We start from the raw sequence: 21,452 nt of genomic DNA on the forward strand, positions 1-21,452 counted from the left end.
GCAATGAAAAAAAATCTAAAAACAAATTTAAGCTGGCTTGCGCTGGTTCTTGTCATCTTTTTCCTTCTTTCAGGACTTATCAGTGCAGGTGTCATTGATGTCTACTATACTCAGATTCTTATGGGAATTGGAATCAGCATTATTATGGCCTTGGGAACCAATCTGGTTCTTGGTTTCTCCGGTCAGCTTTCTTTGGGACAGGCCGGATTTATGGCTATTGGAGCCTATGCCACAGCTATTTTGACAACTCAAATGCCAACCTATGCTGGTTTTTACCTGTCCATTTTCGTTGGTATGGTAGTGACGGCTATTGTGGCCTTGGTTGTTGGGATTCCAACACTGCGTTTGACAGGAGACTATTTAGCGATTGCAACCCTCGGTGTGGCTGAGATTATCCGCAAGCTGATTGAAAACGGCGGCAATCTGACCAATGGTTCCAGAGGTATCATGGGAATTCTGAAATATACCACATGGCCGGTTGTCTTTATTTTCGTTGTCTTGATTACCATTTTGGTTCTTAATTATCTGAGAAGTCCGATTGGACGTGAGGTTATTGCTGTTCGTGAAGATGAGATTGCAGCAGAGTCTATGGGTGTCAATACGACTAAAATCAAAGTTCTGACCTTTATGTTTGCGGCTGTTATTTCAAGTATTGCTGGTTCACTTTATGTGGGTTATATCGGGACAGTTGCGCCAAAAGACTTTACAATCATGAAGTCCATTGACTTTCTGATTGTCGCTGTTCTCGGTGGTTTGGGTTCTGTCACAGGTACCATTGTTGCTGCAATTGTGCTTGGTGTCTTAAATATGTTCCTGCAAAATGTATCAGATATCCGCATGATTATCTATTCCTTAGCGCTTATTCTGGTAATGGTCTTTAGACCGGGCGGCCTGTTAGGTACCTGGGAATTCAGTTTTTCAAAACTTTTCGCTAAAAAAGCTAAGGGGGGCAGCAAATAATGGCACTTCTTGATGTAAAAAATTTAACCAAGAATTTCGGCGGTCTGACTGCTGTCGGTGATGTTACCATGGAGCTCAATGAAGGTGAACTCGTTGGTCTTATCGGCCCTAACGGTGCGGGAAAAACAACTCTCTTTAACCTTTTAACCGGTGTTTATGAACCCAGTGAAGGAAGTGTGACTCTTGACGGGACACTTTTAAACGGGAAAGCACCCTATAAGATTGCGTCTTTAGGACTATCACGGACCTTCCAAAATATTCGTCTCTTTAAGGATATGACTGTGATTGAAAATGTATTGGTAGGCATGGGAAACAATCATAATCCTCATTTACTGTCCAGCTTCTTGCGTCTGCCAAAATTTTATTCCAATGAAGAAAAACTGCAGAAAAGAGCAGTTGAATTGCTGAAGATTTTCAACCTAGATAAAGATGCTGACACATTGGCAAAAAATCTTCCTTACGGGCAGCAGCGTCGTTTGGAGATTGTGCGTGCTCTTGCAACCGAACCTAAAATTCTCTTTCTTGATGAGCCTGCTGCCGGCATGAATCCGCAGGAGACTGCTGAATTGACGCAGTTGATCCGTCAGATTAAAGAAGACTTTAAAATTACGATTATGCTGATTGAGCACGACATGAGCTTGGTGATGGATGTTACCGAACGTATCTATGTTTTAGAATACGGCCGTCTCATTGCGCATGGAACACCGCAGGAAATTAAAAACAATAAGCGTGTTATTGAAGCCTATCTGGGAGGTGAAGCCTAATGACTATGTTAAAAGTTGAAAATCTGTCTGTTCATTACGGCGTCATCCAAGCGGTAAAAGACGTTACTTTTGAAGTTAACGAAGGAGAAGTTGTCTCACTGATTGGCGCAAACGGTGCGGGAAAAACCTCCATTCTGCGGACGATTTCCGGTTTGGTTCGTCCAAGTTCAGGGAAAATTGAATTTTTGGGAAATGAAATTCAAAAGACAGCTACCCGTAAGATTGTTGCCTCTGGCCTTTCTCAGGTTCCGGAAGGACGCCATGTTTTTCCGGGGCTGACTGTTTTGGAAAACCTAGAAATGGGGGCCTTTCTTAACAGCAACCGCGATGAGAATCAAGCGCGTCTCAAGAGAGTCTTTGAGCGTTTCCCGCGTTTGGAAGAACGTAAAAATCAGGATGCAGCAACTTTGTCCGGCGGTGAACAGCAGATGCTTGCTATGGGGCGGGCTCTGATGAGTCAGCCTAAGCTGCTCCTGCTCGATGAGCCTTCTATGGGCTTAGCGCCAATTTTTATTCAGGAAATTTTTGATATTATCCAAGACATTCAAAAGCAAGGGACAACTGTTCTCCTGATTGAACAGAATGCCAATAAAGCACTGTCAATTGCGGATCGCGGCTATGTTCTTGAAACAGGAAAGATTGTTCTTTCAGGAACCGGAGAGGAATTGCTGGCTTCTGATGAAGTCCGCAAGGCTTATCTGGGCGGCTAAAGAAGTAACAGGGGCTGAGCAGACTGCTTTTTCAGCCCCTGTTTCTATTACTGTCTCTCAGGTACAGGATCTGGCAATTGTGATTATGCTGGTCTTGTGTTCAGCTCTTGGAGATTTTTGCAAAGTCTGGATTTTTGAATATGCAGAAATAGTTAACAAATGGTTTTTGAGCTCTCTCCTTCCTTTTTAGTGAGAGAACTTATTAACGTGTAATTATGATATAATGAAAATAAAAGAGAGTGAGGTTTTACGATGCCAGTAAAAGATTTCATGACCAAGAGAGTCGTTTATGTCTCTCCTGATACAACAGTAGCCAAGGCGACAGATATTATGCGTGACAAGAATCTGCGCCGTCTTCCGGTTATTGAAAATGATGTCTTGGTAGGCCTTTTGACCGAAGGAACAATTGCGGAAACCAGTCCTTCAAAGGCAACCAGTTTATCCATCTATGAAATGAACTATCTCCTGAACAAGACCAAGGTTCGTGATGTCATGATAAAAGATGTGATTACAGTTTCAAAAGATGCTCGGCTGGAGGATGCTATCTATCTTATGATGGTTCATAAAATTGGTGTTCTGCCGGTTGTTGATGGCAGCCAGATGTCGGGTATTATTACAGATAAGGATATTTTCCGTGCTTTTTTGGAAGTTTCAGGTTATGGCAAAGAAGGTGTCCGGATAAGACTTTTAGCTGATGATAAAGCCGGCGTTTTGGAACAGGTAGTCAAAATTATTTCTGATGACCATCTCAACATTCGCCGCATCGTTGTTGCCGACCGTCAAGTCGGCAAGGTCACTGTTGAAATTCAAATTGACGGTAAATTTGATACAGATCTTCTTAGTCAAAAGCTGCATGGACAGGGCTTTGAAATTGAGTCAATTGAACAAACTGAGCGAAAAACAGACTTTTAAGAAGGCACTGCCGGTAAATCTGGCAGTGTTCTTTTTATGAGATTTTTGGTAAAATAGAAGTAATCATAATAAAAGGAAATCTAATGACAAAAGGAATCTTTATTTCGTTTGAAGGCCCGGACGGAGCTGGGAAAACGACGGTTTTGAAGGAAATTTTACCCAGCCTGAGAAAAATGACTGAAAATGAGGTTCTCTTAACACGCGAACCGGGCGGGGTCAGTATTGCTGAGAGTATTCGGGATGTCATTCTTGATGTTAAACATACAAACATGGATGATAAAACGGAACTCCTGCTTTATATGGCTGCCCGCCGCCAGCATTTGGTTGAGAGAATTCTGCCGGCACTCGAAAAGGGAAGCCTTGTCCTGGCAGATCGTTTTATTGACAGTTCAGTAGCTTATCAAGGTTACGGCCGAGGTCTGGATACAGCAGCTGTGACTTGGCTGAATAACTTTGCGACAGACGGCCTTAAACCTGACTTAACACTTTATTTCGATGTTGACTCAGAAATCGGGCTGGCTCGTATTGAGCAAAATAAGGAGCGGGAAGTCAATCGGCTTGATTTGGAAAAGATCGATATGCACCAGCGCGTTCGTTCGGGCTATTTAAAATTGGCTGCTGAAAATCCTGAACGTATTGTAACGATTGATGCCAGCCGTCCGCTGAATGAGGTGGCTGAGGAAGCTTTGCTTGTGATTCAGCGAAGGTGTTTAAAAAAGTAAAATGACTATTGATATGGAATTAGAAAAGCTGCAGCCTAAAATTTTTCAAGAATTCAAGCACATTTTAAAATCTGATAGGTTGAACCACGCCTATCTTTTTTCGGGAGATTTTGCCAGTTTTGAAATGGCGCTTCTGCTGGCAAAGAGCCGTTTCTGTGAACAGCCAGCAGACGGTCTTCCCTGTGGCGAGTGCCGTTCCTGCCGGCTGATTGCAGCAAATGATTTTTCGGATGTCAGGGTGGTGGAGCCCAGCGGCCAGCTCATCAAGACAGAAACCGTCCGAAGCCTCCTGCGGGAGTTTTCCAGCTCAGGCTTTGAAGGACAGTCACAGGTTTTTATTATTCGCGATGCTGATAAGATGCATGTCAATGCTGCCAACAGTCTGCTGAAATTTATAGAAGAGCCGCAGAGCGATTCCTATATTATTTTGCTGACCAGAGATGACAGTAAAATTCTGCCGACCATCAAAAGCCGCACGCAGATTTTTCATTTTCCTAAGAATACCGTTTATTTAACTAGGCAGCTGGAACAAGCGGGCCTGCTTAAAAATCAGGCTGAAATATTAGCTGATTTGGCTAAAGACTGGACCCAGGCAGAAGAATTTGCCCAAAACAGCAAGATGTTAGATCTGCTCAAAGCTTGTGAGCGTTTTGTGAGTCTCTTGTTTAAGAGCAAGGATCTTGCTTTCTTGGAAGGTGCACGGCTGACTCAGATAGCTGCTGATAAATCTGAGCAGGACTGGATCTTTCAGATCTTAACTCTTCTCTTGGCCAAACAATATGAAAACAGAGCTGCTTTGGACTATTTAGAAGCTGTTTATCAAGCTAAGCAAATGTGGCTCAGCAATGTTAATTTTCAAAATGCACTGGAATATATGGTGATCAAATGATAGAAGTAATTGCTATTAAATATGAAAAAGCAGGCCGTATCAATTATGTACTGCCTGATCAAACCTATCAAGAAGAAGATTTTCTCATTGTCAAAAAACATAAGGGCAACCACTTAGCTCAAGTTGTTCGGGCTAATTTTGACATATCTGCCGATAAGCTGCCTGACACTGAACAGATGGACAGAGCTGTAAGAAGAGCAGAAGCTGCTGATATTGAGGCTTATCATAATAATTTGAGATTGGCAGAAGACAGTTTTCCTAAAGTCAGGGAGCTCATTCAAAAAAATCAGCTTGAGATGAAACTGATTGACATTGTCTTTCCTTTGGAGCGTGAACAGGTTCTTATTACCTTTGTCGCGGAGCACCGTGTTGATTTTAGGCAGCTTTTGAAAGATTTGGCCAATCTTTTTAAGGCTCGGATTGAGCTGCGTCAGATTAACAGCCGTGAAGAAAGCAAGGTTTATGGCGGATTAGGTCCTTGCGGCAGGGCTCTTTGCTGCTCGAGCTTCTTGGGTGAATTTCCGCCGGTATCGATTAAAATGGCTAAAAATCAAAATCTGTCTTTGAACTCCGGCAAAACAACTGGAATTTGCGGCCGTTTAATGTGCTGCCTAAGTTTTGAGGATGATTTTTACAGAGAATCTAAGGAAAAATTCCCAGATTTGGGAGCTAGTGTAGAGACCCAAAACGGTCAGGGTGTTGTTGCAGGAATTGATGTGATTTCAGAAACGGTCAAGGTGCGTTTTGATGAAAATCCTAGCCTTTTGACCTATGCTTTAGAGGAGGTTAGGGTCAATGGATAAAAAAGATTTATTTGCGGCCTTTGACGGTTTTTCACAAAATTTAATGGAAACGTTGGCTGAAGCCGAAGCTTTGAAAAGACAGGTTCGGGATCTGGTGGAACAAAATGCAGCCCTGCGTTTAGAAAACAGCAAGCTCCGTGACCGCTTAAGCCAGTTCAGTCAGATGGAAGAAAGTGAGTCCAGCAGCAAGGGTATTAGTTTCAGGAAAGAAAATCTTGAAAATATTTATGAGGATGGCTTTCATATCTGTACCTTCTTTTATGGCCAGCGCCGTGAAAACAATGAAGACTGTGCCTTTTGCATGGAATTATTGTATCGAGAGTAGAAGTGATGCAAGTACAAAAAAGTTTTAAAGATAAAACAGGTTTCGGCACACTGTATTTGGTTCCGACTCCTATTGGCAATCTCAGTGATATGACTTTTAGGAGTATTGAGGTGCTGAAGGCTGTTGATATGATTGCGGCGGAAGATACGCGAAACACCGGTTTTTTGCTGAAGCATTTTGATATTGCTGCCCGTCAGATTAGTTTTCATGAGCACAATGCCTTTGAAAAAATTCCTGATTTGATCAGCTGGTTAAAAGAAGGAAAATCTTTGGCTCAGGTTTCTGATGCGGGGCTGCCCTCTATTTCGGATCCGGGGCACGATTTGGTAAAAGCTGCTGTAGCTGAAAGCATTCCTGTGGTTGCTCTTCCGGGGGCATCAGCTGGAATTACGGCTCTTATTGCCAGCGGCTTAGCGCCCCAGCCTCATATTTTTTATGGCTTTTTGCCGCGCAAAGCAAGTCAGCAGAAATCTTTTTTTGAAGAGAAAAAGTATTATCCGGAAACCCAGATTTTTTATGAATCGCCTTACCGCGTCAAAGATACGATGACCAATATGCTGGCTGTCTATGGCGACAGGCAGATAGTCTTGGTCAGGGAATTGACCAAACTTTATGAAGAATATCAAAGAGGACGGCTGACAGAAATTTTGGCCTATATTGCTGAAAATCCTCCCAAAGGGGAATGTCTTCTCATTGTCTCTGGCTATGAAAAGCAGGAGAATGAGCAGCAGCTCAGTGAGATTAATCTTAAAGATCTAGTTGAAGAGTTAGTTGGGGAAGGAATGAGGCCTAATCAGGCTATTAAAAAAGTAGCTAAAGACAATAACTTCAATCGTCAGGAACTGTATCAACTCTATCATGAATTGCACTGAGACCGGCGCACAGCCATATCCTTAGAAGTGCAGACAAGTTTTATCAAACGGGAAGAGAAAATATAGAACTCTTAGAATTGTTGCTCTATCAGCATTTCTAAGAGTTTTTTATTTTGGCTCATGCAAAAAAAGCATCAGATAAATAGCTTTAGCTGACAATGTTATAAAATATAACATTATATGAATAAGGATTATCTTCTTTTACAAGCAAATGAAATAAGCTATAAACCTTGGTATAATAGCAATTCAGAACTAACAGAGGATGTTATGTTTTCTGAATTTTTAGAAAATTTTGCCAAAAACTCTTTTATTTTCTTGAAAAATATGTTATGTTATATAACATAAAAGGAGGTGCTGATTGAAATGAATTCAGGATCAATAGCATTTATTATTATTTGTTCTGCCCTTGTTTTTTTAATGACGCCGGGTCTGGCCTTTTTCTATGGAGGTCTGGGGCGCCGCAAAAACGTCATCAATACCATGATGATGGCTGTTGTGCCGCTTGCTTTGGCTTCGCTGCTGTGGGTCATTGTGGGTTATTCCTTATCTTTTAGCGGTACTGGAAAAGTAATTGGTGATTTTTCACATATCTTTTTAAATGGGGTAAAAGAAGGGACAAGCAGCAGAGGCTTAGAGATACCGGATATCTTATTTAGCGGCTTTCAGATGATGTTTTCGATCATTACCGTGGGTATTTTAACAGGTGCTGTTGCCGGCAGAATGCGCTTTACTCCCTTGGTTATTTTTATTATCTTTTGGCTGCTTTTAGTTTATTATCCCTTTGCACACATGGTTTGGGATAATGGACTGCTGGCCAAATGGGGGACGCTTGATTTTGCTGGCGGCGATGTTGTTCATATCACATCAGGGGTTTCAGGTTTGATATTGGCCTTAGTTGTTGGTAAACGCCGTGATCATGACCGTTTGGAATACCGTCCGCACAATATTCCCTTTGTTCTTTTAGGAGCAGGTTTGCTGTGGTTTGGCTGGTTTGGTTTTAATGCGGGTTCCGCTTTGGCCGCTGATCGTTTGGCTGCCCATGCTTTAATGACGACTCATATTTCTGCTGCGGCAGCGATGTTTTCATGGCTGGCACTTGAAAAATACTTAAATGGCAAGCCTTCTTTAGTAGGCGGATCAACCGGTTTAGTAGCAGGCTTGGTTGCTATTACACCGGGAGCAGGTTTTGTGTCACTATGGAGCTCTTTATTAATCGGGCTTATGGTTAGTCCTCTGTGTTACTTTGCCATTGCCGTTTTGAAAAGTAAATTTGGCTATGACGATGCTTTGGATGCCTTTGGCTGTCATGGCGTTGGCGGGATTTTTGGAGGAATTGTAACAGGACTTTTTACCATGCCTCATTTAGCCTTGGATAAATCCAATATTGGACTCATTTATGGCAATGCCAGATTGCTTTTGGTTACTCTGGCAGCCATCCTTGTTACAGTTGTTTGGTCAGCTTTGATGACTTTTATTATCATAAAAATGCTTGCTCTTTTCATGCCGATTCGTGTCAGCGACAGGGCAGAAGCTACTGGACTTGATGATGAGGAACATGGAGAGACTGCTTACCCAACCTTTATGGGACTTGATTCTTAAGAAGAAAGAGGATATCATGAAAAAAATAGAAGCTATTATTCGCTCAGATAAATTAGAGGATCTGAAGACGGCCTTGGTTCAGTCAGGTTTCACAAAAGGAATGACCATCAGCCAAGTCTTGGGGTTTGGTAATCAACGAGGCTATACAGAATATGTGCGCGGTCAAAAAATTACGCCGGCCCTTTTGTCCAAAGTGAAAGTTGAAATTGTTGCTCATGATGCTGCCGTTGAAGAGATGATTGCTATTATCAGTCGAGCGGTACGAACAGGAGAAGTAGGTGATGGTAAGATTTTTGTCAGTCCCATTGATGAAATTGTCCGTATTCGTACAGGGGAACGTGACGGCGATGCGATTTGACTTATCTGGCAGCAGACTATTCTGTTAAGTAAGAAAATTGCTGAATAAAATATTTGAAAGTGCATTCTAAAGATTAGACGAGAGTCTGTTTTTAGGATGTATTTTTTTACTTTTTCTTTGAAGAGCAGTCTGTTTTTGAGTAAATTTTAAAAAATTGCCTTTAACTGAAATTAGCTTACAAAATTCTGAAAATTTGTGATATAATTTACTTACTTTAAGGAGGTATCAGATGACAATTTATAATTTTTCTGCAGGTCCTGCAGTATTGCCAAAACCTGTTCTTGAAAAAGCGCAGGCTGAGTTCTTGGATTATAATCACTCAGGTATGAGCGTTATGGAATTATCTCATCGCTCCAAAGAATTTGATGACATCATTAAGGATGCTGAAAAATTGCTTCGTGACTTAATGGCAATTCCTGATAACTATAAGGTGATGTTCTTGCAAGGCGGAGCTTCGACACAATTCTCTATGCTGCCGCTCAATCTTGCTAAAGGACGCAAAGCCTATTATGTAGTAGCAGGATCCTGGGGGAAAAAAGCTTATACAGAAGCTGTCAAATTGTCCAAAACAATTCCTTTTGAACCGATTCTTTTGGCTTCATCAGAAGAAACGACTTATGATCATATCCCAGATATTGACTCTGCAAAGATTGATAAAGATGCCGCTTATGTACATATTACAACTAATAATACCATTGAAGGAACAGCTATTTATGATCTTCCTGAAACAAAGGGTGTCCCAATCGTAGCAGATATGTCTTCTAATATTTTGGCCGTTCGCTATAATATTGAAGATTTTGGTCTGATTTATGCAGGAGCACAAAAAAATATCGGTCCTGCTGGGGTTACCATTGTTATTGTTCGTGAAGATTTGTTAAATGATGAGCCAATGCTTTCAAGTATGCTGGATTACCGCATTCAGGCTGAAGCAGGTTCGCTTTATAATACACCGCCAACCTACGGTATTTATATAGCTAAGCTTGTCTTTGAATGGCTTAAAGAACTTGGTGGTGTTGATGAAATGGAAAAAATTAACCGTGAAAAATCAGGGCTGCTTTATGATTTTATTGAACAGTCGGACTTCTACACCAGTCCTGTCAAAAATTCTAAAGATCGTTCAGTCGCCAATATTCCGTTTGTAACACCATCTAAAGATCTGGATGCCAAGTTTGTCAAAGAAGCTGATGCGCTTGGTTTCAAAAATATCAAAGGTCATCGCAGTGTCGGCGGTATGCGTGCTAGTCTTTATAATGCCTTTCCACGTCAAGGAGTGCTGGATTTGCTGGAATTTATGAAAAAATTTGAAGAGGAAAATAAGTAATACTTAAGCTGACTCTTGGGATTAAAAAATAAAAGGCAATAGACTGGTATTATTGAAACTCAAAAACTGAAAGATAAAGAGAAGGTGCAGCCTTCAAACAGCAGGTAGAAAAATGGACATTAGATTAGCTTTTCCAAATGAAATAGATCGTATTATGTCTATTATTGATGAAGCTAGAGAGAAAATGGCTTCTTACGGAAGCGACCAGTGGCAGGGTGACTACCCTAATCAAGAAATCATTTTTGAAGATATTTTAGAAGGACGCGGCTATGTTGCCCTTGCTGAAGGGGAAATTGTGGCTTATGCAGCAGTTATTGATGGGCATGAGGCTGCTTATGATCAGATTTACGAAGGCGAATGGAAACATAAAAACCATCGCTATGTGACCTTTCATCGAGTTGCTGTAGCCAGTTCTTACCAGGGTCAGCAAGTTGCTCAGACCTTTCTTCAAGGCTTGATTGAAGGCTATGCAGGACATGATTTTCGCTGTGACACCCATGAAAAGAACAAGGTCATGCAGCATATTTTAGAAAAGTTGGGCTTTGTCTACTGTGGAAAAGTTCCCTTAAACGGTGTTAGACTGGCCTATCAAAAAATTAAAACCAAAAGTGAAAACAGCCTCTATCAAGAAATTGATGAATAAGTCAGATGGACTTTTGAGCTGCTTGGTAAATCAGGCAGTGTCAGATTATAGCAGAAAAGGAGACGCTAAGGATTTTCCAAGGCATGAACAAGTATGGTATTTAGTGTAAGAACATTTAATAATATTAATCAAATCGGATTAAAAGAATTAGGCAATGGTTTTCAAGTTGACGGAGATTTGAAAGACAATCCGGATGCTTATATTATTCGGAGTGAGAATCTTCATAAGGCTGATTTTCCTGAAAATTTAAAGGCCATTGCCCGTGCAGGTGCAGGGACCAATAACATTCCCATTGATGCGGCTACTGCCAAAGGAATTGTCGTTTTTAATACGCCCGGCGCTAATGCTAATGCGGTTAAAGAAGCTGTTATTGCCTCTGTTTTGCTGGCAGCGCGTGATTATATCTCAGCTAACCGTTGGGTTAATAGCCTGTCAGGGGACGATGTTCCTAAGCAAGTTGAAGCAGGGAAAAAGCAATTCGCCGGAACAGAAATTGCCGGAAAAACTTTGGGAGTTATCGGCCTGGGTGCTATCGGTGCCCGCATTGCTAACGATGCCCGCCGTCTAGGTATGAATGTCCTGGGTTACGACCCATATGTATCTATTGAGGCTGCTTGGAATATTTCCAGCCATGTCAAACGTGTCAACGATCTAAAAGAAATCTTTGAGAACTCAGATTACATTACCGTCCATGTTCCTTTGACAGAAGATACCAAGGATACCTTCAATGCAGACAGTTTTAGTCTGATGAAAAAAGGAACGGTTGTCATTAATTTTGCCCGCGGTGAGCTGGTAGATAATGAAGCCCTGTTTGATGCGATCGAAACGGGTGTTGTCAGACGTTACTTTACCGATTTTGGGAGCGAAGAGCTGCTCAATAAAGAAGGCATAACGGTCTTTCCGCATGTCGGGGGCTCTACCGCAGAAGCTGAGCTGAACTGTGCTATTATGGCCGGGCAAACCATTCGCCGTTTCATGGAAACCGGTGAGATTACTAATTCGGTCAACTTCCCTAACATGCACCAAGCGCTGACAGCGCCTTATAGGATTACCTTAATCAATAAAAATGTTCCTAATATTGTAGCGCGTTTGTCAACTGCTGTCTCTGATTTGGATATCAATATTGATAATATTCTGAATCGTTCAAGAGGAGAATATGCTTATACTATTCTTGACCTTGATGAAACAGATAAAGGGAAAATTGATGAGCTGGTGGCTAATTTTGAAGCCAGCGACAACATTGTCCGCGTTCGCTTGATTAAGGGCAAGAGCAAATCAGCTAAATAATCAGCTGAAAATGAGGGTGAGCGTTAGCTCGATTGTGGGCTAACATCACCCTTTTCTATAGCTGTTTGACCTCGGATAGGAGCAGCAAAGGGTTGATATTAGTTGATGTTTTACTGAACATTTTTGTTAAAAGCAAAAGGAGGATGTCCATGACCCTATACAAGCAAATCTATCACTCTCCTTTGGGAGATCTATCCTTGGCTGCCGATGAACAGGGGCTTATTGGTGTCTGGTTTGTCGGTCAAAAATATTTTGAACAGGGGATAAGCGGTCAAGCGTTTTTAGAAGCTGCCAACCCTGTTTTAAGTCAGGCAAGTCAGTGGCTGGATGCCTATTTTGCCGGAGAAAAATCTAAGCAAGATAAGCCTGTGCTCTCTCCTCAGGGAACTCCTTTTCAAAAGCAAGTCTGGCAGGTGCTGCGAGAGATTCCCTCAGGACAAACGCTGACCTATGGTGACATTGCGGAAAAAATAAACTGCCGCTCTGCTCAAGCAGTCGGGGGAGCTGTCAGCCGCAATCCTTTAAGTATTATTGTTCCCTGCCACCGGGTTTTAGGATCTAACGGTCAATTAAGAGGTTATGCTGGCGGGATAGACAAAAAAATCTGGCTCTTACAGCACGAAGGTGTTAAGCTTGACAAGCAGCCCTTCTTATCGTTAAGATAGAAAAGAAAGGAGAAATGATGCTTGTATTTTATGAATACCCTAAATGCAGTACCTGCCGCAGAGCCAAGGCAGAGCTGGATCAGCTAGGTCTTGAATACCAGTCGATTGATATTAAAAAGAATCCGCCGCAGGCAGATCTTATCAAAGACTTGATAACAACCAGCGGACTGGAGCTGAAAAAATTTTTTAACACTTCTGGTCAATCCTACCGTGCACTGGGCTTAAAGGATAAAATAGATCAGATCAGCCTTGATGAAGCTGCTGATTTATTGGCCGGTGACGGTATGTTGATAAAGCGTCCGCTTCTGATAAAAGACGGCAAACTCTTACAAGTTGGCTATCGGACCAATTATGCAAATCTCAGCTTTTAAAAGCCGAGATTTTTTCTTTCCCTTACCTTTCATGCTATAATGGAAACAAGGAGAAATTGGAATTATTATGGTCTTATCAAAAAAACGGGCTCGCAAGGTTCTAGAAGAAATTATTGCTCTTTATCCTGATGCCAAGCCCAGCCTAAATTTTAAAAATCATTTTGAACTGCTGATTGCTGTTGTTTTATCAGCCCAAACAACGGATGCCGCAGTCAATAAGGTGACACCGGCCTTGTTTGCAGCCTATCCTCAGCCTAAAGATCTGGCAAAAGCTAATTTAAAAGATATCGAGTCCTACATTTCAAAAATCGGCCTCTACCGCAATAAGGCAAAGTTTTTAAAAGAATGCTCACAGCAGTTAATGGACAGATACGGAGGAGAAGTGCCTCATACGAGAAAAGAACTGGAAAGTTTATCAGGTGTCGGCAGAAAAACGGCAAATGTTGTTATGAGTGTAGGCTTTGGTTTGCCTGCCTTTGCCGTTGATACCCATGTCAGCCGTATTTGCAAGCATCACGATATTGTTAAAAAATCGGCGACGCCTTTGGAAGTGGAAAAACGTGTTACTGATGTTTTACCGCCGGAACTCTGGCTGTCTGCCCACCAGGCTATGATTTATTTTGGTCGGGAAATTTGTCATCCTAAAAATCCAGAGTGTCATCATTATCCTCAGCTTTACGATTTTTCGGATTGTTAGTGTATTATAAAAAAGATTGAGGCAAGTCGCTAATATGAACTCCCCTATAGTAGACAGTGAAAAAATAAAATTCACTAGAAACTATGAGGGGAGTTTTCCTATGTCCAAAAGAAGTTCAAAATCTTCCAGAAGAAAAATGAGAAATTGTCCAATTGTATCTTCATCATGTGACGTCATTTAGTCAGCTGTTAGGGACTAATCAGATTTCTGACTATGCCTTAAGGCCAAGGGCTTTAATAGGAAATGTATTTGATCTTGCACCAATTGAGAATTTCTTTGGTCATTTCAAGACAGAGTTCTATCACTTCAAAAAAGACAAGATACGATGAGCTGGTCTCAGATATCAGCCATTACATTCACTTTTATAACACACAGCCTTATCAAGCAAAATTAAACAACCTGACTCCTTTAGAATTCAGGAATCAGGTTGCGCTGTTCAGGATGATTAGGCGTTTGCGCCTTCTGTATTGATTTGCCACATGACACCGAATTGGTCAATAAGGTTGGCATAAGCAGGGCTCCAGAAGGTTTCCTGCAGCTCTAAGAAAACATGCTGTGCATTTTGGCTTAGCTTTTGATACAGTTCCTTTGCTTCCTCAGGGCTGTCTGTAATGATAGCGATAGACAGGTTAGTTCCTGCCTTGTAGGTTTCGTCAGGATTTTCATCTGAAACCTGGAGGCGGATACCATTAAATTCCAGCTGAGCATTAAGCACCAGATGCTCTTTGTCTTTAGGGCAGTCTGGAATAGCATCTTTCCAAAGCATTAGGTTGGTAACTTGCGCCTGAAAGAGGTATTGGTAAAAATCAACAGCTTCACGGCCATTGCCATCTGTCACAATGTAACTATTTAATGCAGAAATCATCTGAATCCCCTTAATCGATTTGTCTAACGGCAAAATAATTGCCTTCATTATCTGGGAAATTAAAGGTTAGCATGCCGGCCATTTCAACGACAGGGTTAGCCGCAATGCCTTTTTCGATAAATTGAGCCTGTGTTGCATGGATGTCTTTGGAAGACATGAGGATTGATGGAATGCCTAAGTTCATGCCAGGGTTCATCTTAGCCACCCAGTCTTTGTTGTGAAGGACAAACTGGACATCGGCCTCTTCGGAAGGGGCAATGGTGTAAGAGGTGGCATCGGGAAATTCTTCTGTTTTAAGCAGGACAAAACCGGCTTTTTGAGTCCAGAATTCCATCGCAGCTTTAGTATCATCCATGTAAAGCATGACTTGACCGATTGATTGGATCATGAGTGTCTCCTTAATAAAAAATAAATACAGCTTATTATACTAGCTTGTCCCGATATTTAGCAAGAAAAAAGACTCATCAAAAGAGCCTTTTAGTGACTGAGCTGTCATATAGAAGCCGTTAGATCAGTCGAATGATATTCTATTTATAAATCGATTTCTAAGAGAATCGGCGTGTGATCCTGCCGTGTTCCGGAGTCAATCATTTCCGATTTAAGGACTTTATCGGCAATGCGATTGCTGGTCAGCCAATAATCGATTCTCCAGCCTGAATTGTTGATTTTGCTGGTTTTGCTGCGTTGGGCCCACCAGGAGTAAACATCAGGAATGTCACCGTGTATGTAGCGGAAAGTATCTGTAAAACCCTTGGCCAATAAGTTAGTGAATCCGGCACGTTCTTCATCTGTAAAACCTGGAGAGCGGCGGTTGCTGGCTGGATGAGCAAGGTCAATTTCTTGATGGGCGACGTTATAGTCCCCTGCTGCCAAAACCGGCTTTTGCTTATCCAGATCTGCGAGGTAAGCAGCATATTTTTCATCCCAAATTTGCCGTTCTTCTAAACGTCTGAGACCGTCGCCAGCATTGGGCGTGTACACTTGCGTAACAAAAAAATGATCAAATTCAAGTGTAATGATCCGGCCCTCAGCATCCATAGTTGCCGGAGCGCCAATGTTAGGGTAAGTGACGGTTGGTTTAAGCTCTGATTTATAAATAAATATGGTGCCGGCATAGCTTTTGCGTGCAGGTTCTACAGAAGAACGCCAGGCAATATCATAGTCAGCAAAATAGTTTTTTAGAATTTCTAAGTGCTTTTTGGTCGGCCCTTTAGCAGGCAGCTTTGTTTCCTGAATAGCGATGATATCAGGTTTTTTCTCAGCTAAAGTATCAATAACCGCACGTGAGAGCAAGGCCCGGGCTGAATCGCTAGTCAAAGCGGCATTAAGAGAATCAATATTCCAGGAAATGAGTTTCATAAATAAGATACCAAGAACATACCTCGGTCCGGTAAACTGAGGAAATAAGCGAAAACAAAAGTTTTTCTTATCTATTTTATAGATGATAGCAAGAAGATTTTTTCGCTTGTGTTCTGTCTTTCTAATCATTTTTTATTATTGTATCAAAAAATAGGCCTCAGAGCGACTGAAACAGTCTGAAGAGATTTTTTAGCGCTTCGTAAAATCCTAATGTTGGCTGAACCTTTGAGCTGTCTTGAAAGATAGTTTAAAGCGATTCAGTAGGGCGCAAACACTGCCCTGCCTTGTAGAATTAAGCGAAGCTATAAAAATCAGAAAAGACAAAAAAGCACTCTTCCAGAAGAAGTTCTGCTGGACGCTTCAGAAAGGATGCCAGAGTTAGTTTTCACCTATTCCAAGGATGCTCATTTCTTGCTGGATCATACGGTAGACAGCTTCCCAATCCTTGGGTTTGTTGATGTCAAAGTCATCTGTCTGAATCCTCATTTTAGGACTGTAATGATAGTTTTCATACCAATCTTTGTAGTTGCGATGCAGCAGCTGGTAGTAATCCATGAGGCCGTTATCTTTTGTCGGCTGCTCAAAGGAGCGGCCGCGCTTTTTAATATTGTTTAAGATATGGTCAAAACTGCCGTCTAAATAAATTAAAAGATCCGGTGCTTTTTTAGGCAGCCCTTTGATTTCTTCCATCATATTGTCCAGAAGCTCCAGATAAATCTGATATTCCTGCTGGCTGATGCTTCCTTGTAAAGTATTGATGTAAGTAAAAAGGGCATCTTCATAGATAGAGCGGTCCAGAACATTGTTATCCTGATGATAGGCGCTTTTGATGGATTTAAAGCGCTTGTTGAGAAAATAAATTTGCAAAGCAAAACCGTATTTTTCAGGATCTTTATAATACTTATCCAAAATAGGATTGTTATCTACAGGTTCAAAAAAAGCCTGAGTTCCTAAGCTTTCAGCAATGCGGGATGTATAAGTTGTTTTTCCGACGCCAATCATCCCAGCTAATATAATCACGATTGTCAAGCACCTCCGAATTGTAAGACTGTATTTTGCTGTTTAGACAGCAAAGTAAGTCCCTGCGCAATGTTTTTGAAATTAGGTATCTGCACAATATATTGTGCAACAGTTAATATAATAACACTATATATTGTATTTAATCAAGTCTTAAGCCATGATGATTTTATGAGCTGCTAAAATAGCTTTTAGGGGTTAGTCCATGGAGTCACAGCCTTTCATGATAGTTTTAGAATACGACAGTTCAAAAGCCCAAAAAACAATTTAAAAATTCTGCAAAACTGGACTGTAAGTATGGTAAAATAAAAGAGTAATAAAATATGAAGGAGTTCAAGATGAATCAAAATGAATGGCAAAAGCAATTCCGGAAAGCAAATGGACGCGAGCCCAGCCAAGAAGAGTTTCAGGCAGCTTTTCAGAGAGGAGAATTTACAGAGTCCCGCCAAAAAGCTAAGAAAAAAATGAAAACATCAACAGTTGTTATTATCAGCGTGGTGTCTGCTCTTGCAGTTTTGCTGCTGATTGCTGCCGGTGCTGCGGGTTATTATTACTACACTGGCAACATAGATGGTATTTGGGAAAGAGAATCTTCATCTTTTTACAGTTCAAAAAAAGATAAGTGGATCGATTTGGATAAACAAAATGCAACATACGGCATGGATTACCACAGTTTTTTGAACATTGAAAAAGGTTCTGTGAAAACTTATGCTTATTATAAGTTAAAGAATTATGAAGAACCGGTAAGTGATGAAAGCTATAATTACGTTGGAATTGTCAGTACCGCCTATACCGGTCATATTAGGCCCATGCATAAGGTCAATATCTGGAAGAGAGAGCTTGAGCTTTCTATTTCTCAAAAGGAATTTTTAAAGGATATGAACCGCTATATAAAGGATTATATTGAAAATAAATATTCCACCAGCAACTATATTCAAAAACTGAAAGCGACTTACAAAAAGGATTTCCAAACCCAGAAAAAGGAAAGAGTTTCCTATCAGAAGAAAGGCAGCCGTTTGATTGTTAAGGGATATAACAAAAAAGGCAAATTAACAAATAAAGCAGTTTACATCAAACGTACCGGCAAAGCTGCTGCTAAGCTGTCTAAAGATTATAAAAAGGCTGTAAATGATGAGCGTGAAGGTTTAGAAAAACTGAATGCTGCGGATTAAGGCGCAGTCAAATCAATCACTAAGAGGCGGAACCACCCAGCAATTTTGCTGTTGCTGGCTTTTCGCTTTTTTATTTTTTGATAAAGCTAAATCTCTAGGGCCGTTTTTGAATTTGAGCTTTCATACCGGCCAATTTATGCTATAATAAAGTGTTATCAAAAAGAGGTTTCATCTGCCTCGGGAGAAAGGAAATGAACGTGCAAGCAAATAGTTTAGCAGCTAAAAGCCCTGTCTTTTTCTGTTTTTTCATTAAGGCTGTTTTTCGCTTGTTTTTACGTTCTTGGTATCTTAAACATGAGTGATAAAAAGCCATTTTACATTACGACACCGATTTATTATCCATCTGGCAAGCTCCACATTGGTTCGGCCTATACGACTGTTGCCTGTGACGTTTTGGCGCGCTACAAACGTATGATGAACTACGATGTTTTTTATCTAACGGGGCTGGATGAGCACGGTCAAAAGATTCAAGCTAAAGCCGAAGAAGCGGGTATTACACCTAAGGCTTATGTGGACGGTATGGCAGTTGGTGTTAAGGAACTTTGGAAACTCCTTGACATCTCTTATGATAAGTTTATCCGTACAACTGACGATTACCACGAAAAAGTGGTGGCTGATGTTTTTGAAAAATTGCTGGCGCAGGATGATATTTACTTGGGTGAGTATTCTGGCTGGTACTCTGTCTCTGACGAGGAATTTTTCACTGAGAGCCAATTGGAAGAAGTCTTCCGTGATGAAAGCGGTGAAGTTATCGGAGGAATTGCACCATCAGGCCACGAAGTAGAATGGGTGTCAGAAGAGTCTTATTTCTTGCGTCTGAGCAAATATGCAGATCGCTTGGTAGACTTTTTTCATGCGCATCCTGATTTTATCCAGCCTGACGGCCGTATGAATGAAATCATCAAAAACTTTATCGAACCTGGTTTGGAAGACTTGGCCGTTTCTCGCACCTCCTTTACATGGGGCGTTAAGGTGCCTTCAAATCCAAAACACGTCGTTTATGTCTGGTTTGATGCTCTGCTCAACTATGCGACAGCCCTTGGTTATGGTCAGGAAGACCACGCTAATTTTGACAAATTTTGGAACGGTACAGTCTTTCATATGGTTGGAAAAGACATCCTGCGTTTTCACTCTATTTACTGGCCAATTATACTCATGATGCTTGATTTGAAATTACCAGAACGTATGATTGCCCACGGCTGGTTTGTCATGAAAGACGGTAAAATGTCTAAGTCTAAAGGTAATGTGGTTTACCCAGAAATGCTGGTGGAACGTTATGGACTTGACCCGCTCCGCTATTACCTCATGCGCTCACTTCCAGTTGGTTCTGACGGAACCTTTACACCTGAAGATTATGTTGGCCGTATCAATTATGAGCTTGCTAATGACCTTGGCAACCTTCTTAATCGTACGGTTGCTATGGTTAACAAGTATTTTGGCGGCGAAATTCCTGCTTACGTGGAAAATGTCACTGCATTTGATGCTGATTTGGCAGCAGTAGTGACTGAAAATCTAGCGGAATATCACAAACAGATGAATGCAGTGGATTATCCGCGCGCGCTGGAAGCGGTTTGGAATATTATTTCGCGTACCAATAAGTACATTGATGAAACAGCTCCTTGGATTCTTGCTAAGGATGAAGCCAAAGGTGATGAATTAGCGGCTGTCATGGCACACTTAGCGGCCAGTCTGCGCGTGGTAGCTCACCTCATTCAACCATTCATGATGACAACCTCAGATGCGATTATGGAGCAGCTTGGCTTAGCTGGACAATTTGACCTTGAACACCTGACTTTGGCCAATTTTCCAGAGGGTGTCAAGGTAACAGCTAAGGGCACACCAATCTTCCCACGTCTTGACATGGAAGCTGAAATTGAATACATCAAAGCTAACATGGGTGGAGCAGCAACTGCAACAGAAGAAAAAGAATGGAATCCAAGCGATGTTGAGCTAAAAAATGAAAAGAAAGCTATCAAATTTGATGATTTTGATAAGGTTGAAATCCGCGTAGCAGAAGTTAAGGCAGTTTCTAAGGTTGAGGGCTCTGACAAGCTTCTCAAATTCCGCTTGGATGCTGGTGACGGTGAAGACCGTCAAATTCTTTCAGGTATCGCCAAGTTTTATCCAAATGAACAGGAACTGGTCGGTCAGAAAGTTCAGATTGTTGCTAATCTCAAGCCGCGTAAGATGATGGGGCTAGTTAGCCAAGGTATGATTCTTTCAGCTGAGCATGCTGATGGCAAACTGACCGTTTTGATGGTGGATGAAAGAGTGCCTAACGGCAGTCAGATTGGTTAGAGATGTTTGGTTTAATAAAAAATCAGCAGAAAACTTCTGCTGATTTTTTGCTGCAAATGGCAGTGCTCTTCCCAATGTCTCATCTCATTAGCATGTGAAACTGTCCCTGAAATTTTTATTGTAATTATTCTAAATAAGAGTATAATAAAGATAGAGATATTTAGAATAATTCTAAATAAAAACAGTGTTTAAAATAATCGGAGGACAGCTTTAATGACGAATTTGAAAGATTATGCCAAATCAATTGTCTATGGAGGTTTGGATGGTATTATCACGACTTTTGCTCTAGTTGCGGGTGCCGTAGGGGGAAAACTTGGAACAATGACCATTATTATTCTGGGTTTTTCGAATTTACTGGCAGATGGTTTTTCCATGGCTATCGGTGATTATTTGAGTTCAACAACGGAAAAGCACACGGATAACAAACAAGCTGTTAAAAATGCTTTAGCAACCTTTCTTGCTTTTAATGGCTTTGGTCTTCTCCCATTACTGTCTTACTTGCTTATCAACCAAGTGGAGCTGTTTCGGAATTATACCTTCCTTATTGCCTGCTTCCTTGTCGCTTTGGCTCTGGTCTTGCTGGGAATAGTGAAGGCTGCTATTACCCACCAATCAAAACGAAAAGAGGTTATACGTACAGTAGCAGTCGGTCTTATTGCATCCTTTGTTGCTTACTATGTTGGTTATTTATTGGGCCTGTTGGTCTAACAAGGTTGGAAAAAGAGAGTGAGAAAATTGATTTTTTCTCACTCTTTTCTACCATTTGTCAAGTCTATCAACGGTTTTGAGAACTATTTTTTAAAGATATAGTAGATGTTTAAAGTCTACTGTATCTTTTTAAGT

The 21,452-nt window shown here is 41.2% G+C and carries 25 protein-coding genes; 21 read left to right on the forward strand and 4 right to left on the reverse strand.

All coding sequences use genetic code 11. The annotated features are described in order from the left end of the window. Positions 1 to 3: 3 nt before the first annotated feature. The 18 genes from SRA_RS02335 (at position 4) to SRA_RS10115 (ending at position 14,369) form a co-directional block, all read left to right on the forward strand. On the forward strand, positions 4 to 960 hold the full coding sequence (locus tag SRA_RS02335; RefSeq protein ID WP_003087222.1) for a branched-chain amino acid ABC transporter permease: 957 nt from the start codon (positions 4 to 6) through the stop codon (positions 958 to 960). Further along, entirely contained in the window at positions 960 to 1,724 is a 765-nt protein-coding gene (locus SRA_RS02340; protein ID WP_003087227.1) for an ABC transporter ATP-binding protein, read from the forward strand. The genes SRA_RS02335 and SRA_RS02340 overlap by 1 nt, the downstream gene beginning before the upstream one ends. Next, positions 1,724 to 2,434, forward strand: coding sequence for an ABC transporter ATP-binding protein (locus tag SRA_RS02345; RefSeq protein ID WP_003087232.1), 711 nt, complete (start codon positions 1,724 to 1,726; stop codon positions 2,432 to 2,434). Before SRA_RS02340 ends, SRA_RS02345 begins: the two co-directional genes overlap by 1 nt. 252 nt (positions 2,435 to 2,686) lie before the next feature. Beyond that, positions 2,687 to 3,346, forward strand: coding sequence for a CBS domain-containing protein (locus tag SRA_RS02355; protein WP_003087234.1), 660 nt, complete (start codon positions 2,687 to 2,689; stop codon positions 3,344 to 3,346). Positions 3,347 to 3,429: 83 nt separating this feature from the next. Beyond that, positions 3,430 to 4,068, forward strand: a complete 639-nt coding sequence (tmk, locus tag SRA_RS02360; protein ID WP_003087235.1) for a dTMP kinase — start codon at positions 3,430 to 3,432, stop codon at positions 4,066 to 4,068. Positions 4,069 to 4,081: 13 nt separating this feature from the next. Further along, on the forward strand, positions 4,082 to 4,957 hold the full coding sequence (locus SRA_RS02365) for a DNA polymerase III subunit delta' (protein ID WP_003087238.1): 876 nt from the start codon (positions 4,082 to 4,084) through the stop codon (positions 4,955 to 4,957). Further along, the gene (ricT, locus tag SRA_RS02370) at positions 4,954 to 5,760 is read left to right on the forward strand and encodes a PSP1 domain-containing protein (RefSeq protein WP_003087239.1); all 807 of its coding nucleotides are present in this window, start codon (positions 4,954 to 4,956) and stop codon (positions 5,758 to 5,760) included. The genes SRA_RS02365 and ricT overlap by 4 nt, the downstream gene beginning before the upstream one ends. Next, positions 5,753 to 6,085 carry a DNA replication initiation control protein YabA gene (yabA, locus tag SRA_RS02375; RefSeq protein WP_003087240.1) on the forward strand — a complete coding sequence of 111 codons (333 nt, stop codon included), beginning with the start codon at positions 5,753 to 5,755 and terminating at the stop codon, positions 6,083 to 6,085. The genes ricT and yabA overlap by 8 nt, the downstream gene beginning before the upstream one ends. A gap of 5 nt (positions 6,086 to 6,090) precedes the next feature. Continuing rightward, a complete protein-coding gene (gene rsmI / locus SRA_RS02380; RefSeq protein ID WP_003087241.1) occupies positions 6,091 to 6,957 on the forward strand; it encodes a 16S rRNA (cytidine(1402)-2'-O)-methyltransferase in 867 nt (288 codons plus the stop codon). Positions 6,958 to 7,320: 363 nt separating this feature from the next. Then, entirely contained in the window at positions 7,321 to 8,556 is a 1,236-nt protein-coding gene (locus SRA_RS02385; protein WP_003087242.1) for an ammonium transporter, read from the forward strand. Positions 8,557 to 8,572: 16 nt separating this feature from the next. Next, positions 8,573 to 8,914, forward strand: coding sequence for a P-II family nitrogen regulator (locus SRA_RS02390; RefSeq protein ID WP_003087243.1), 342 nt, complete (start codon positions 8,573 to 8,575; stop codon positions 8,912 to 8,914). A gap of 229 nt (positions 8,915 to 9,143) precedes the next feature. After that, positions 9,144 to 10,235, forward strand: a complete 1,092-nt coding sequence (gene serC / locus SRA_RS02395; RefSeq protein WP_003087247.1) for a 3-phosphoserine/phosphohydroxythreonine transaminase — start codon at positions 9,144 to 9,146, stop codon at positions 10,233 to 10,235. A gap of 112 nt (positions 10,236 to 10,347) precedes the next feature. Next, complete coding sequence (locus SRA_RS02400) at positions 10,348 to 10,878, forward strand: GNAT family N-acetyltransferase (RefSeq protein WP_003087248.1); 531 nt, start codon at positions 10,348 to 10,350, stop codon at positions 10,876 to 10,878. A gap of 93 nt (positions 10,879 to 10,971) precedes the next feature. After that, complete coding sequence (locus SRA_RS02405; protein ID WP_003087249.1) at positions 10,972 to 12,165, forward strand: phosphoglycerate dehydrogenase; 1,194 nt, start codon at positions 10,972 to 10,974, stop codon at positions 12,163 to 12,165. 149 nt (positions 12,166 to 12,314) lie between these two features. Then, positions 12,315 to 12,830 (forward strand): methylated-DNA--[protein]-cysteine S-methyltransferase, encoded by a 516-nt coding sequence (locus SRA_RS02410; protein ID WP_003087251.1) that lies wholly within the window; start codon positions 12,315 to 12,317, stop codon positions 12,828 to 12,830. 17 nt (positions 12,831 to 12,847) lie between these two features. Beyond that, positions 12,848 to 13,201: an arsenate reductase family protein gene (locus SRA_RS02415; RefSeq protein ID WP_003087255.1), complete on the forward strand. Its 354-nt coding sequence runs from the start codon at positions 12,848 to 12,850 to the stop codon at positions 13,199 to 13,201. A gap of 67 nt (positions 13,202 to 13,268) precedes the next feature. Then, complete coding sequence (gene nth, locus SRA_RS02420) at positions 13,269 to 13,898, forward strand: endonuclease III (protein WP_003087257.1); 630 nt, start codon at positions 13,269 to 13,271, stop codon at positions 13,896 to 13,898. A 243-nt stretch (positions 13,899 to 14,141) separates the two neighbouring features. Next, positions 14,142 to 14,369 carry an IS3 family transposase gene (locus SRA_RS10115; protein ID WP_126417909.1) on the forward strand — a complete coding sequence of 76 codons (228 nt, stop codon included), beginning with the start codon at positions 14,142 to 14,144 and terminating at the stop codon, positions 14,367 to 14,369. On the opposite strand, the gene SRA_RS02425 is transcribed toward SRA_RS10115, so the two are convergent. The 4 genes from SRA_RS02425 to SRA_RS02440 form a co-directional block, all read right to left on the reverse strand. After that, positions 14,344 to 14,763, reverse strand: coding sequence for a VOC family protein (locus SRA_RS02425; RefSeq protein ID WP_003087260.1), 420 nt, complete (start codon positions 14,761 to 14,763; stop codon positions 14,344 to 14,346). The two genes, SRA_RS10115 and SRA_RS02425, sit on opposite strands and share 26 nt — an antisense overlap. A gap of 10 nt (positions 14,764 to 14,773) precedes the next feature. Further along, a complete protein-coding gene (locus SRA_RS02430) occupies positions 14,774 to 15,151 on the reverse strand; it encodes a VOC family protein (protein WP_003087261.1) in 378 nt (125 codons plus the stop codon). A gap of 143 nt (positions 15,152 to 15,294) precedes the next feature. Beyond that, on the reverse strand, positions 15,295 to 16,122 hold the full coding sequence (locus SRA_RS02435) for an exodeoxyribonuclease III (RefSeq protein WP_003087263.1): 828 nt from the start codon (positions 16,120 to 16,122) through the stop codon (positions 15,295 to 15,297). Between the two features lie 378 nt (positions 16,123 to 16,500). Further along, a complete protein-coding gene (locus tag SRA_RS02440; RefSeq protein WP_003087266.1) occupies positions 16,501 to 17,142 on the reverse strand; it encodes a deoxynucleoside kinase in 642 nt (213 codons plus the stop codon). A gap of 335 nt (positions 17,143 to 17,477) precedes the next feature. Here SRA_RS02440 and SRA_RS02445 point away from each other — a divergent pair, with 335 nt between their 5' ends. From SRA_RS02445 to SRA_RS02455, 3 genes are all read left to right on the forward strand, one after another. Further along, positions 17,478 to 18,311, forward strand: a complete 834-nt coding sequence (locus SRA_RS02445; RefSeq protein WP_003087268.1) for a hypothetical protein — start codon at positions 17,478 to 17,480, stop codon at positions 18,309 to 18,311. Positions 18,312 to 18,605: 294 nt separating this feature from the next. Further along, positions 18,606 to 20,609 (forward strand): methionine--tRNA ligase, encoded by a 2,004-nt coding sequence (gene metG / locus SRA_RS02450; protein WP_003087271.1) that lies wholly within the window; start codon positions 18,606 to 18,608, stop codon positions 20,607 to 20,609. A gap of 213 nt (positions 20,610 to 20,822) precedes the next feature. Further along, positions 20,823 to 21,317: a VIT1/CCC1 transporter family protein gene (locus SRA_RS02455; RefSeq protein WP_003087272.1), complete on the forward strand. Its 495-nt coding sequence runs from the start codon at positions 20,823 to 20,825 to the stop codon at positions 21,315 to 21,317. Positions 21,318 to 21,452: the final 135 nt, after the last annotated feature.

Source organism: Streptococcus ratti FA-1 = DSM 20564, assembly GCF_000286075.1.
Classification (GTDB): domain Bacteria; phylum Bacillota; class Bacilli; order Lactobacillales; family Streptococcaceae; genus Streptococcus; species Streptococcus ratti.